Below are 14,646 nucleotides of genomic sequence, written 5' to 3'. Positions count from 1 at the left end.
TTTTCTTAATACCTCATAGGCATAAAAACGCCTGTTAATTTATAATCTAATACGTTTAAATCCGTCTGATTCTTTAGTTTGCTATTATCTTTATTTTCAATTAGCGGTTCAATAACTAAAGGCGTTGATATAGTATTAAATTTTAGTACAATTTTTTCATCGTATATATTACTGATAAAATCAAGAATATATTTAGAATTTAATTTTATATTTATAGGTTCTCCGTCATATTCTATTTCTATTTCATCTACTGCTTCTCCCTGATTTGTTTGAATAGTTTTTATAATTAATAAATTTTTGATAAAACTAAGTTCAACAGAATGAGATTTTTCTTCTGCCAATACATAAACCCTTTTTATAGAATTTATTAATTCTGCTGTTTTTATAATTGCCGTTTTATAATTGTCTTTAGGTAATATGGCTTCGTAATTAGGATACTTGCCGTCTATTAATCTCGAAATAAAAGTCGTTCCGTATATAGAATTTATATTATTTTTATTATTAATTCCATCGTTTAATTTAAAAATAATATTATTTGAATTAATTGAAATATTAACAAAAACATCTTTATCATCCAAATTTATTTTAATTAATTCGCTAAGAATTTTTTTGGGTATTATTATGCCTTCTTTAAATTTATTATATATAGAATCAATATTATCAGAAGATTTTTCATTAATTTTATTTATTTTATTATCTGTATTATTAAATAAAGGTATTTGGGCTAATGATAATCTATGTCCGTCGGTAGCCACGACCCGCAGGTAGTTTTTTTCTTCCGTTTCTAATAAAATAAAATAAATACCGGATAAACTTTTTTTAGTATCTTCTAATAGCGATACTGCAAATATCACTTTATTTATTATAAATTTTAAAAACTTAAAATCAACGTTAAAATTATCATTAGTTTTAACATCTAAAAGCGTAGGATAATCTATTGCAGGAATAGTTGTAAGTTTAAAAATAATTTTTTTATAGCTGATTATAACAAGTCCTGTTTCGGTTTCTGTTATTTCAATATCTATCTCTTCATTTTTATTGTTTTTGCCGTCTTTACTATTTTTATCGTCAGGAAATTCCTTAATTATATTGTATAGCGTTCTGGCATTTAATGTAATTTTGCCTTCGCTTATTATTTCAGCGCTGCAAAAATCTTTAATCGTTATTTCTAAGTCGGTTGCGCTTATCTTGATTAATCCGTTATTTTTATTATCTGAATTATTTAACATTACATCACTGTTGATTATATCAGGTAATATTTCTTTATTTGGAGAAACTGATTCTATTAATAAATTAGATAGTACAGGTAATGAGATTTTTTTTTCTGTAGCTCCCTGTACTATAAGAATACTTTTTAAAAATATATTTTTTTTGATTTTAAAATTGAACATTTTACCGTTTCCCTATTACTACTTATATATTAATAATTAAAAGATAATAATAGTAGTAATATACACTAAAAAGTTAATAAATGAAATAAGTATTTAAATTTATTTAATTCTGCCTGTCTAAATATATGTATAAATAATTGATGTTATTTAAATGATTTTGTTTAATTTTAAAAATTTTTTTAATTTTCAGTAAATCAATTTTAAATTAAACATATTTTTAAACAGTTTTTTGTTAAATTAGATATATAATTATTTGAATATAATTGTATAAATTAAAATAATTTAACATTTCAAGAAATGTTAAAAAAAAATATAAAATATATATAATTAATTTAATTAATCATAATTATATTTATATATATTATTTTTGTATTATTTTAATTATATTTTGAATGGTTTTCTCTAACTCTTTATCTTTAATTAATGTTTTTTTAATTTTGTCAACCGCATAAATAACGGATGAATGGTCTTTCCCGCCGAATTTATCGCCTATTTCAGGAAAAGATAGATTAGTATTGGTTCTTATTATATACATAGCTATCTGTCTGGGAAGTACAAATTCTTTTAATTTTTTATTAGATTTTATTTCAGGTATTTTAATATTAAAAAAATTACAAACCGTTTTGATAATAATTTCCGCAGTCATAGGCTTTTCTTCTTCTTTTATAAGGTTTGACAACGCTTCTCTTGATAAATCCAGCGTTATTTTTTTTCCTGTAAAAGATGAAAATGCCGCGACTTTTATCAAAGCGCCCTCTAATTCCCTTATATTATTTGAAATTTTACTTGCAATAAAATAAATTATTTCATCACTCATATCAATTTCATTAAGAAAAGCTTTCTTTTTTAATATTGCTACCCTTGTTTCAAAGTCAGGCGGCTGAATATCGGCTATTAATCCCCATTCAAACCTTGACCTTAATCTTTCTTCTAAACTGACTATATTTCTAGGTATCTTATCGCTTGAGACTACAATCTGTTTTTGATTTTCATATAAAGCATTAAATGTGTAAAAAAATTCTTCCTGAGTTCTTTCTTTTCCGGCAATAAACTGGATATCGTCAATTAACAGCACGTCAACGTTTCTATATTTATTTCTGAAATCTACCATTTTATCATCCCTTATAGACGATATCATTTCATTGGTAAATTGTTCAGATGAAACCAAAAAGACATTTAATTGTTTTTCTTTAATTATTTTATTACCGATTGCATTAAGAAGATGTGTCTTGCCAAGACCTACGTCGCTATAAATAAACATAGGATTATAAGTATGTCCGGGAAGATTTGCAACGGCAAAACACGCTGCATGCGCAAATTGATTTCCGGAACCTATAACAAAATTTTCAAACGTATATTTAGTATTAAGATTTAAATAATGCTTTTTTATATTTTTTAACTGATTTAACTGAGAAGCATCCGTCGTTTTTTTATCTTTATTTACGTTAATATTATTATCTGTTTTATCGGCAGAATTAAAATCGTTATTAGAGTAATTATCTTTTTTATATTCATCTGCGGTGTTATTATCATTATCATTATTATTATGGAAATTATTTATATTTTCATTATCTATTTTATTTTTTTTAGATTTATTGGATGGAAAAAAATCGTCTAAACCTGAAATTTTAGTTTCAATAACGCTATTTTTAAGTTCCTCATTTATATTAAATAAAATATTTAATTCATCATTGCTGTATTTTTTCCACAAATTTAAAATAATTTCCTTATACGATTCAACGATAATGTCTTTATAAAATTTATTAGGCACAGAAAATATGATGGTATTATCTTTAATATTGATATTTGAAGGGGAAAACCATAAATTAAAATTTTGAGCGCCTATTGCTTCTTTTAAATTATTTAAGAATTGTTCCGAAAAATCATTTACCATATTTAGATAAGATAATAATAAGTTTTTAGTTAGAATTAAACATATTTGTTAACAGCTGTTGATAGGTCAATTAACTTAATAAAATTAATAAGTTATATATATAAAATAAAATAATTATTTAATTATTTAACAATACTGTAATAATTTTTATAAACAATAAATTGGAATAAGATTTTCTAATTATAATTAAAAAATTTTCAATTGTAAAATATAATATCTTTAAAACTGAATATAGCCGCAGATATTTTTAAAGTATATGAATATTTTTAAAGTATGTGAATAATATTGTATAATGTTTTGCTAAAATTTAGCAATAACGATTATAACCTTAATTCTGCAATAGAAAGTTATCTGCTCGGAAAAGGTGTCAGATTAATTTTTTTGCAAATATTTTCTTTGTTAATTGAACTACTCCATATGCAAAAAAATAAAATCTGACACCTTTTCCTTATATTTTGCTTAACCGAGCAAAGAAATGCATAAATATTTTCTATTGCAGGATTAAAGTATAAGATTATAATATACGGCAATTATATATAATATAACTTGGCGCATATTATATAAATTCAATAAATATATTTAAATTTTTAACTAAAAATTTATTGACATTAATCTAATGATTTGATTAAATCTATAGGTTGAGTATTATTAAATTATTAATAAAAAACGGAGATAGTTATGAAAAGAACTTTTCAACCAAGCAATTTAAAAAGAAAAAGAACACATGGATTTTTAGGACGTATGGCAACAAAAGCAGGAAGATTAGTAATTGCCAGAAGAAGAAGGAAAGGAAGAAAAATTCTTGTTCCTATTATAAGTTCTAAATAATTTTTAAGTTCTGAATAATGTCGCATAATGTCTTTAGAAATCAGCTATAAATTCGGTAAAGATTATCATTTAAAAAATAAAAAGGAAATCGATAGAGTTTTTAAAAACGGCAAAAAAAGGATGATGAATGATGTAATAATTTTTTTTAATCATTCTACAGCTTTTAAATATGCGGTAGGTTTTAAAAAACATAAATTTAAAGCAACCGAAAAAAATTATATAAAAAGAAAAATAAAAGAATATTTAAGACTTAATAAATTTTCTTTGAAAAATTTTAACTGTGTAATTGTTGTATTAAAATATCCTGTGTCTTTTCAGCCGTTGTACAGCAGTCTTAATTTTTTAATTAAATAACAAATGTTTAATAATTTACTTGAAAAAATAAAAAAATTTTCAATCGGCTTAATCGGCGGCAAAGATACGGTTAATTTATTTTTTATTTTTTTAATTAAAATATATAAAAAGTTTGTATCGCCATATTTAGGTAATAACTGCAGATTTTATCCGACTTGTTCCGAATATGCCGAAGAATGTTTTAAATCCTTTAATGTTTTTAAAGCGCTGTATCTTTCAATTTACAGAGTTATAAGATGCAATCCTTTTTCTAAAGGCGGATATGACCCTGTTGTTCATAAACATTAATTTAACATAACACAATGCGAATATAACATTATAATTTAATAGGCGGCTATTTTTTGGAAAAAAGAGTTATAATTGCGGTTATTTTGTCTATTGCTTTAATTGTAGGGTGGGGATATTTTATGCCTCAGCCTGCAAAAAACAATGTCAAGGCTCCCTCAATAAACAATAAAAAACTTAGCAGCGGCATTTCTTCTTCAAATGTAAAAATTAATTTAAAAAAATCATCCGTAAACCTTAAAAATAAAAAAAAATTAAGTATTTTAACAATCCCTGAAAAAAAAGTAATTTTTCAAAATAAACTTTTAAAAGCAGGTTTTTATATTCCTGAAGGTTCTATATATTCTTTAAGCTTAAAAAAATATTACTATAGCCCAAACAATATTAAAGATAAAGTTAATCTCCAAAATGTGTCAAAAATAAATAAAGTTATTAATTTTATCCCATCCCAAAAATTTTCTTCAATAACATTTGTCGGCAAGAAAATCAAAAAAGATTCTTTAAAATTTATTTATGAAATTAATAAAAAAATACTGCTGATAAAAAAATATGAATTTTCAAAAAAACATAATCAAAGATATTTAATTAAATTAATAATATATGCAAAAAATATATCTAAATTGCCTGTGCTGTTCAGCGGCAATTTAAATTTGTCGGCAGGTCTTAATCCTAATATAAAAGGGAAGACTAATTATTTAAATTATTCTTCTATAATAGACATAAACAATAAAACTATTACCTTAAACAGTATAAAACCGGTCAAATATACCGGAGATATTTCTTTTGCCGGCTTCAGCTCTAAATATTTTTTATTGTCGGTAGTAAATCCTGGCAATAGCGCAGTTTATTATAAGCATAATAACATTGCCGGATATAAATTTCATAAAAAATTATTAATTGCCCCGGGTAAATCTAAGCAAATAATATATAATATTTTTGCAGGTCCTAAAAAACTGTCATTACTGGATCCTGTAGGATACAATGTTTCTTCTACGTTAAATTTCGGATTTTTCAGTTTCCTTGCCATACCGCTGCTTCATATTCTGGAATTTTTTTATAAGTTCGTTCATAACTATGGACTTGCTATTATTTTATTAGTGCTCTGTATAAGAATTGTGTTTTATCCGCTTACATATACAGGATTTAAATCTATGAAGCAGATGCAAAAATTAACCCCTAAAATTAATGAATTGAGAGAAAAATATAAAGACAATAAAGCTGAATTAAACAAGCGCATCATGGAAATGTATAAAGAAAGTAAGGTTAATCCCTTAGGCGGATGTCTGCCTATGTTATTGCAGATACCTGTTTTTTACGGTTTATATACAACCTTAGGCACCTCAATCCAGCTGAGAAACGCTCCGCTTATATTATGGATTCATAATCTTGCAGCGCCTGATCCCTACTATGTTTTACCTATACTTATGGGCGTGACCATGCTAATTTCCCAAAAAATGAATCCTATGGTCGGCGACCCTACGCAGGCTAAGATAATGCTGATTCTTCCGATTGTTTTCACATTTATTTTTATTAATTTCCCCGCCGGACTTCTTTTATACTGGACCGTCAATAATATTTTGACAATTGTTCAGCAGTATATAATAAATAAAAAGTTTGCATGATTCTAATGCTAATGATTATATAAAGCCGATTAATATTTTCTTGCTTACGGTTTAATGATATAATTGCTTTTTATATTTTGTTATATATCAAAAATTTATCATAGTTTTTGACCGCTGTTTAATCTTAAGCAATAATATTTGATAAACTTTATATGCCTTATAAATAAGCAGCAAAGGAATAAAGAAGAAAGAAATATAAATATTAAGCATACTTTTCCGATTATGTATTCAATATTAAACAATGAATTAGATACTATCTGCGCTATATCAACCCCTGAAGGCGAGGGAGCCGTTAGCATAATCCGTATATCAGGCAGTCTTTCAACAGATATCTGCAGCAAAATTCTAAAATTTAAAATGAATGGTAAAACAAATTTCGCTGTTTCAGATTACGAACCTAAAAAATTTTATGTCTGTAATATTTATGATTATTTTATAAATGCCGTAATAGACGAAGCCGGTTTTGTTTTTATGAAATCTCCAAATTCATACACGGGCGAAGATATTGCCGAAATTTATCCGCACGGCGGAATTTTTAATACAAAATATATTTTAGAATTAATTATAAAATCCGGCGCAAGGCTTGCTTATAACGGAGAATTTACAAAAAGAGCCTATATAAATAAAAAAATAAATTTAATCCAGGCGGAATCAATCTTAGAGATAATTAAAGCAACATCCGTCAAATCGCTATTAATCGCTAATAACGAACTGAACGGGAAGCTTGAAGCAAAGCTTAATATCATTAAAGATAATTTTTTATATATTTTAGCGTCCATTGAGGCGCTGATTGATTTTCCGGAAGAAGAATTTGAAGATATTAATAAAATATTCCTGCAAAAAGGCAATGAGCTTAAAGAAGTCATAGAATATATGATAAATTCCTATAATGAATATGAGGCTAACAAACAGGGGTTAAATGTTGTTATAGCCGGAAAACCGAATGCCGGAAAATCCAGCCTGTTAAATAGACTACTAAAAAAACAGAGGGCTATTGTAAGCGACAGTCCCGGTACAACCCGCGATTATATTGAGGAAAGCCTTTTTTTATTTAATAAAACTTTAAAAATAATAGATACCGCAGGACTTAGAATATCAGACGATAATATTGAAAAAGCGGGGATTGATTTTACATACGAAATTATTAAAAAATCAGATATTATTCTGTATCTTATAGATATTGCGGCTGGAACTGATTTACATATCCTTAATGAAGAAGATTTAGAATTTGTTAAAAATTGCGATAAAAATAAAAAACTGATATTAATTTTTAATAAAACCGATAAACTGTCTAAAGCTGAGCTTATAGAAAAAAAAGCTTATATTGCAGAACAGATTGAGAACAAATTCGGCATAAATTTTATTTCAGCCGATGCGCAAGACGGTGACGGTGACGAATTTTTTGTTAAAAATATATGCACCAAGGATAATATAAATATAAACGAAAATATTTCAGGCATTTTTTTTATAAGTGCCGAAAATGATTTAAATATAAACGCATTAAAAAAATATCTGTATGATTTGATGCTTAAAATTGAATCGTCTCTGCCGGAAAATATCGCAATTACAACAATAAGGCAGAAGAACCTTCTTGAAAAATCCCTGCTCTGTCTCAATAATGCTATAAACGCTTTTAATAATGCCCAGCCGTACGAAATTATATCGATAGAGCTGAGAGACGGGATTAATTTTCTTGAAAATATCATAGGGAACGTAACAAACGAGGATGTGCTGGATACGTTATTTAAAGAATTTTGTATAGGCAAATAATCTATTCGGAGTATATAAAATATAACGTATTATTTTTTCTTTTTGTAATATAGGTAAATAATCTATTCGGAGTATATAAAATATAACTATAAATATATATTAAATATACATCATATACATAAAATAAAAATAAAATAAAATAAAATAAATAATAAAAAAATAAAATAAATAATAATATATTGATAAAATAATGAATAAGAATGATTTTGATATTATCGTAATAGGAAGCGGACATGCAGGCATAGAAGCATGTCTTGCGTCTGCGAGAATGGGTTTAAATACGGCGGTTGTCACTATTAATTTGGACAATATCGGTCAAATGTCGTGTAACCCCGCAATCGGCGGACTTGCCAAAGGTCATTTAGTAAGAGAAATTGACAGCCTTGGAGGAGAAATGGGGCGGGCAATTGATAAAACAGGCATTCAATTCAGAACTTTAAACACAAAAAAAGGACCTGCGGTCAGGTCGTCACGTGCTCAGGCGGACATGTTTTTATATAAGCAATATATGAAAATCGTACTGGAAAATACCGAAAATTTAACATTGATACAATCGATGGCAGATTCTTTAATAGTTGAAAATAATGAGGTTAAAGGCGTAGAATTATGGACGGGGGATAAACTTTTTTCGGATGCAGTGATATTGACCACCGGAACTTTTTTAAGAGGGCTTGTTCATATCGGACTTTTTAATTATAAAGCAGGAAGGGCAGGGGATTTTGCGTCAAATAAATTATCATTAAGTCTGAGCCGGAACAATTTGGAATTGGGCAGACTGAAAACAGGAACAACGCCGAGATTGGACGGCAGAACTATTTCATTTTCTGAGCTTGAAGAGCAGCGCGGCGATGATGGTTTTACCCCTTTTTCATTATCTAATAAAAAAATTGAAAACAAAATAAGCTGTTTTATTACATATACCAATGAAAAGACGCACGATATTATAAAAGGAAATCTGGATAAATCTCCATTATATTGCGGAGTTATTAAAGGTACCGGACCAAGGTACTGCCCTTCCATAGAAGATAAAGTCGTCAGATTTAAAGATAAAGAGAGGCATCAGATTTTTCTGGAAAAAGAATCGCTCAATTCTAATGAATATTATCCGAACGGGCTTTCTACGAGTCTTCCGTTAGAAACGCAGCTGAATTTTTTAAGAACGATAGAAGGACTTCAAAATGTAAAGATTCTGCGACCCGGCTACGCAATTGAATATGACTATGTATTGCCCACGGAGCTTTACCATTCGCTTGAAACAAGAAAAATCGGCAATCTTTTTCTTGCGGGACAGATAAACGGCACTTCCGGCTATGAAGAGGCTGCAGCTCAAGGAATAATGGCAGGAATAAACGCGTCATTAAAACTTAAAGACGAAGAGCCGCTGATTTTGGGAAGGGACGAAGCGTATATCGGAGTCATGATTGATGACCTCATCACTCTGGGCACGACAGAGCCTTACAGGATGTTTACTTCCAGGGCAGAGTACCGCCTGCTGCTCAGGGAAGACAATGCCGATTTCCGGTTATGCGAGTACGGCAGAAAAATAGGGTTATTAGACGATGAAAGATATAATATCTACAGGCAGAGGCTTACCGGATTTAATGAAGTATTAAATTTTATAAAAATATCCGAGGGCGGACGATTATATAATATTCTTAAAAGACCGGAAGTAGATATATTGCAGCTGAAAAATTTTAGCGGAGAAGACGGATTGTGCGATCACGATAACGTGTCCGGCAGCAAGAAGCCGTTTATAAATATAAGAGATTACGGCGATGAGATTTTAAAACGTGTTGAGCTTTATATAAAATATGAAGGCTATATAAACAGGCAAAAAGAAGAAATAAAAAAAATGAAAAAATTTGAAAATTACCGTTTAGATAAAAATATGGATTATAAGAGTTTATCAGGTTTATCTATTGAGGTTATTGAAAAATTAAATAAAATAAAACCGGAAACTATTTACGATGCAAGCCGTATATCCGGAATTACGCCGGCAGCGATAAGTATTCTGTTAATGCACTGCAGTAAAACATTATACAGCTAAACTCCTTCCTATTGGCACTTGCGCTAAATTTTCAGTATTTTAATAAATTAATAATGATTTTTAAAAAAAAATATTTGGTTGAATATAATTTATGACTGTAATTTTTAACTACTTTACTTATAAAATTATTATAGCGGTTTTTGTCATATTAATCGCTTTTTTTGTGCGGGCAACTATAGGATTCGGATCAGGATTAATTTCCGTATCCGTTTTGACAATTCTGTTCCCTATCAGGTTTACGGTTCCGGTCGTTTTTATTCTCGATTTTGCTGGAAGCATTATTCTTGGAGCGTATGATTTTAAAGAAGTAAAATGGCATGATTTAAATTATCTGCTGCCTTTTACCGTTGCAGGACTGCTTTTCGGCGGCATTTTGCTGAAATATGCAAACCCTCAAAAACTTACAATTTTTTTAGGTTTATTTATATTATTATACGTAATTTACGGTTTAACGGTCAAACAGGAAAAATTGCCATTTGCAAATAATTGCGCTGGAGCGCCGCTCGGTTTTTTCGGCGGATTTATAGGAAGTTTATATGGAGGCGGCGGACCGCCTATTGTTGCGTATTTGCAGATGAAGCATTTAAATAAAAGAGCTTTTAGGGCAACATTTCAGATTGTGGCAGTAACTGACAGTATTACAAGAGCTTTTTTATATATATATCTGGGTCTGCTGACATTTGCGGTTTTTAAAATGTCTTTATTTTTAGCGCCTTTTCTCTTATTGGGTTTGTTTTTTGGAAATAAACTTCATTTTAAAATTAACCAGAAATTTTTTTATATTATCGTGATGGTTGTTTTATCATTAGCAGCTATAGGATTAATAATTCACTCTTTATAATCTTTTAATTTTTTTAAAATAGGGCGGTATAAAAAAAATGTTGCATAATGACTAATTAGTCATTATAATATTATATATCTATAAAAAAGAATTAAATAAAAACTATTAGCAATAGTATTATAAATTACAGGATAAATTATTATGAGGATTTTACGTAAGAACGATTTTAGGAGTTTTGAACACAATAGTTTTATTAAATATATAACGTTAAAAAAACATTTGCCGCTTGTTTTGATATATTTTGTATTTTTTTGTTTTATTGTATCCATGTTAAATCCCGTAAAATCATACGGCGAAAAAATTATTACTTTAAATCAGGCATATCTGTATGTAGCAAAATTAAACGGAACCATCAAGTCCCAGCGGGAATCTTATTATCAGTCAACTTTGCTTAAGTGGACGGCTATAAGCATGCTGCTTCCGAATATTTCGCTTACCTATAAAGATCAGAGGTTTCACCAGAATTCTCCGAGTTCGTCTTCGCAGTCGTCTTCCGGCTCTTCCGGCGGAAGCAATATTTTTTCTTTTTTCTTTCCTACTTACGGCTATACATTTGCGTTGACGCAGCCTTTGCTTAATATACCGGCTATACCGGCTTATTATGCGGCGGAAAATTCTATAAAATCGTCCAAGATGTCTTTAAACAATATTTCACAAAATAAACTGTTTGATACTGCAAGCGATTACTATGATGTTTTAAGCGATGAAAATTTAGTTAAAGCGGACAGGAAAACAATGGAGGAAGCTTTATCACATCTGCAGCTTGCTAAAGCAAAACTGAAAGCCGGTCTTGCCATTATAACGGATGTTTTACAGGCAAAATCAGAATATTATCAGGCTAAGCAGCAGTATATCGCCTCAAAAAATAAATTAAAATCCGCCGAAGCGAATTTACGGGCAATTATAGGGGTGAGTTTTAATTTTAAAGTAGCTAAACCGAAAAATCCGGAATTGCTGAATAACAGCCTGAAAAAATATATAAAATTGGCATACAAATATAATCCCGGACTTAAATCTCTCAAATTTTTAAAAAAAGAGTCCAAGGATGAGGTTTATTATTATGAAACCCAATATATACCTAAAATAAACTTTGAAGCTACATACAACGGCATATCCGATAACCATTTTATTCCTCAAGGAAATGTGCATTACTGGACTGCAGCGGGAGTTTTAACGTTTCCTTTATTTCAGGGAGGCACAAGAATTATTTCTATTGAAAAGGCAAGGTCTCAAAATAACGCCAATATGTACGAACTTATTCAGGCGAAAAGAAATTTGAGGGCAGACGTAGTATCCGGTTTCTATAATATACAAAATCTTAAATATCAGATAATAGCTTTAAAACATGAAGAATCATATGCTTTTAAAAATTATAAACTTGTTGAAGAAGAATATAAAGCAGGCGTAGCAACGAGCGTTGACGTTATTACCGCTCTGGCTGAACTTGCCTCTGCGCGTCACAATCTGCTCGCTGAAAAATTGGATTATTACAGTTCTATATTAAACTTTAAAACGTTAACCGGTTCATTTAAGAGGAAACTCATACGCTTAACTATAGACAGATTTAAGTATTAATTTAAATGTTGATTAATCGCAATAATTCATTTTAGTATTAGCGCCTGTAGATTTATTTTCTATATTTTAATTTTATATTTTATAAACAATTTAAGTATGTAATATTACTGTAAGAATTTGGAGGTTTTTCTGTATTATGAATGAAGATAACGGAAAAAACAAAAATGGCGGGAACGCCGATATAAACAAAAATGCAGGCAGGATGGATGACAGCGCCTCCAAATTTACGAAAAAAAATATAATATTTGCTTCAATCATTGTTTTAATTGCAATTATAGGGGGAGTATTTGTTCTAAAATGGTACCTGTATTCCTTAAATCATGTTTATACCGAGGACGCTCAGGTTGACGGGCATATTTACGCCGTTAGCTCAATGGTGTCCGGCAATATACGCTCAATATACGTTCATAAAAATGAACCTGTTAAAAAAGGTGAACTTCTAGCAGTTATTAATCAATCCACTTATTATCCTGAAATGCTCCAGGCTAAAGCTAATTATGATCTGGCTAAACAAAATCTTTTCAACGCGGGCGGTTCAATCGGCGAATTTGCCGGAACTGCTTTTAATAATTATTATTTAGACAAGTTGAATCTAAAGAAGGCTTCTTCAACATTGTCAGCGGCAAAGTTGACTTTTAAATTAGACAAAAGAGATTATTTGAGGGGTCTTAAACTTTTAAGCAAAGAATTTATAACGCGTGAGCAGTTTGATACTCTAAAAACATCTTATCTTGTTGCGCGTCAGAATTATTATACCGCCCTAACGGCGTATATGTCAGCAAGAAGAAGCTTTGTAAATGCGCAATATACAAAAAGTATTATAAGCGCAAAGAAATATACTACTATCAAACCTTTGGAAGCCGCAATTAAGGTAGCGGATGCAGCTTATAAATTAGCGCGCGCAAATTATCTTAACACGTTTATAAAATCGCCGATAAACGGTGTTGTAAGCGAGAAAATGTCATATTTAGGCGAGTATATTACGCCGGGAACACCCATACTTATGATAAATAATCTTAAGAAAGTCTGGGTAACGGCTAATGTAAAAGAAACATTAATTGCTAATGTCAAAAAGGGAGACCCCGTTGTTGTCACGGTCGATTCCTTTCCGGGGAAAATATTTAAAGGAGCTGTCGAGTTTGTTGGTTCTGTAACAACATCTAAGTTTGCGCTGATACCTACAAATAATCCCAGCGGAACATATACAAAGGTTACTCACAGACTGCCTGTAAGAATAAGGATTCTAAACGATAAAAATCACATCTTGAAACCAGGCATGATGGTTGAAGTTTCAATTAAAACCGGTAAATAATACATGTTAGACTTTTAATTAATTTCAAAACTGGTTAATATAAAAAAATAAATAATAATAAATAATAATAAATAATAATAAATAATATAATTCAATTAAAAAAAATAACTATCCAAACTAAAATTTAATAAATAGAAATATAGAGGCAAAAATGATAGAAGGTAAAATAGAAGTTAACGAAAACAACTATGATAATAATGATATAATGATATGTGATAGTGAGCCGTCAGTTTTTTCGAATAGATGGGATGGAAAGACCCATTTTAATTTCAAATTTATCTTTATGTTTTTAGTATTTATTTTTGCTATTATGGTCGGATTCAATCTATTGTTTCCCAAAACATGTTCCGCAAATTCCAGTCTCAGATCAGGCAAATCTCTTTTTAATTATTACAGCTGTATAACTTGCCATACTGTAAACGGAAACGGAGGCACTCTCGGTCCCAATCTCAGCTCTTATGGAAAATTAGGCAAAAGATTCAGCTGGACTATGAAGGTTATATTGAATCCTGATAGATATTTTAAGACTGGTTCAAAAGTCGAAATAAACGGAAAAAAGTATTATGCCGTAATGCCGAAATATGAATACCTGACCGGCAAGCAGGTTTATAAAATTTCAGCTTATTTAGAATCTCTAAAGCGATAGGCTTCCGTTGTGTTAAGTAATGCATATTGTAAATAATTTATGAAATTTCCGTTGTTGCTTGTTGCAATATTCTAATGCAAA

At 29.5% G+C, this 14,646-nt stretch carries 12 protein-coding genes; 10 read left to right on the top strand and 2 right to left on the bottom strand.

All coding sequences use genetic code 11. The annotated features are described in order from the left end of the window. Window positions 1-5: 5 nt before the first annotated feature. Window positions 6-1,391, bottom strand: a complete 1,386-nt coding sequence (gene dnaN / locus EVJ46_02890) for a DNA polymerase III subunit beta (protein ID RZD17193.1) — start codon at window positions 1,389-1,391, stop codon at window positions 6-8. 361 nt (window positions 1,392-1,752) lie between these two features. Then, window positions 1,753-3,285 (bottom strand): chromosomal replication initiator protein DnaA, encoded by a 1,533-nt coding sequence (dnaA, locus tag EVJ46_02885; protein ID RZD17192.1) that lies wholly within the window; start codon window positions 3,283-3,285, stop codon window positions 1,753-1,755. A 678-nt stretch (window positions 3,286-3,963) separates the two neighbouring features. On the opposite strand from dnaA, the gene EVJ46_02880 reads away from it, so the two are divergent. The 10 genes from EVJ46_02880 to EVJ46_02835 all read left to right on the top strand — a co-directional run bounded on the left by EVJ46_02880 (window position 3,964) and on the right by EVJ46_02835 (window position 14,565). Continuing rightward, window positions 3,964-4,113: a 50S ribosomal protein L34 gene (locus EVJ46_02880; protein RZD17191.1), complete on the top strand. Its 150-nt coding sequence runs from the start codon at window positions 3,964-3,966 to the stop codon at window positions 4,111-4,113. A 27-nt stretch (window positions 4,114-4,140) separates the two neighbouring features. Continuing rightward, window positions 4,141-4,467 carry a ribonuclease P protein component gene (gene rnpA / locus EVJ46_02875; protein ID RZD17190.1) on the top strand — a complete coding sequence of 109 codons (327 nt, stop codon included), beginning with the start codon at window positions 4,141-4,143 and terminating at the stop codon, window positions 4,465-4,467. Window positions 4,468-4,470: 3 nt separating this feature from the next. Next, complete coding sequence (yidD, locus tag EVJ46_02870) at window positions 4,471-4,755, top strand: membrane protein insertion efficiency factor YidD (GenBank protein RZD17189.1); 285 nt, start codon at window positions 4,471-4,473, stop codon at window positions 4,753-4,755. Between the two features lie 53 nt (window positions 4,756-4,808). After that, the gene (locus tag EVJ46_02865; protein RZD17188.1) at window positions 4,809-6,374 is read left to right on the top strand and encodes a membrane protein insertase YidC; all 1,566 of its coding nucleotides are present in this window, start codon (window positions 4,809-4,811) and stop codon (window positions 6,372-6,374) included. 222 nt (window positions 6,375-6,596) lie between these two features. Beyond that, on the top strand, window positions 6,597-8,144 hold the full coding sequence (gene mnmE, locus EVJ46_02860; GenBank protein ID RZD17187.1) for a tRNA uridine-5-carboxymethylaminomethyl(34) synthesis GTPase MnmE: 1,548 nt from the start codon (window positions 6,597-6,599) through the stop codon (window positions 8,142-8,144). A gap of 190 nt (window positions 8,145-8,334) precedes the next feature. Continuing rightward, on the top strand, window positions 8,335-10,191 hold the full coding sequence (gene mnmG / locus EVJ46_02855; GenBank protein ID RZD17186.1) for a tRNA uridine-5-carboxymethylaminomethyl(34) synthesis enzyme MnmG: 1,857 nt from the start codon (window positions 8,335-8,337) through the stop codon (window positions 10,189-10,191). A gap of 91 nt (window positions 10,192-10,282) precedes the next feature. Then, window positions 10,283-11,032: a sulfite exporter TauE/SafE family protein gene (locus EVJ46_02850; GenBank protein ID RZD17185.1), complete on the top strand. Its 750-nt coding sequence runs from the start codon at window positions 10,283-10,285 to the stop codon at window positions 11,030-11,032. Window positions 11,033-11,173: 141 nt separating this feature from the next. Then, window positions 11,174-12,607: a TolC family protein gene (locus tag EVJ46_02845; GenBank protein RZD17184.1), complete on the top strand. Its 1,434-nt coding sequence runs from the start codon at window positions 11,174-11,176 to the stop codon at window positions 12,605-12,607. A 136-nt stretch (window positions 12,608-12,743) separates the two neighbouring features. After that, complete coding sequence (locus EVJ46_02840) at window positions 12,744-13,919, top strand: HlyD family secretion protein (protein ID RZD17183.1); 1,176 nt, start codon at window positions 12,744-12,746, stop codon at window positions 13,917-13,919. Window positions 13,920-14,070: 151 nt separating this feature from the next. Then, window positions 14,071-14,565: a cytochrome c gene (locus EVJ46_02835; protein ID RZD17182.1), complete on the top strand. Its 495-nt coding sequence runs from the start codon at window positions 14,071-14,073 to the stop codon at window positions 14,563-14,565. Window positions 14,566-14,646: the final 81 nt, after the last annotated feature.

Origin of the sequence: Candidatus Acididesulfobacter guangdongensis, assembly GCA_004195045.1 — a bacterium.
Taxonomy (GTDB): Bacteria; SZUA-79; SZUA-79; order Acidulodesulfobacterales; family Acidulodesulfobacteraceae; genus Acididesulfobacter; species Acididesulfobacter guangdongensis.
This window is presented reverse-complemented; position numbering and strand designations above follow the sequence as displayed.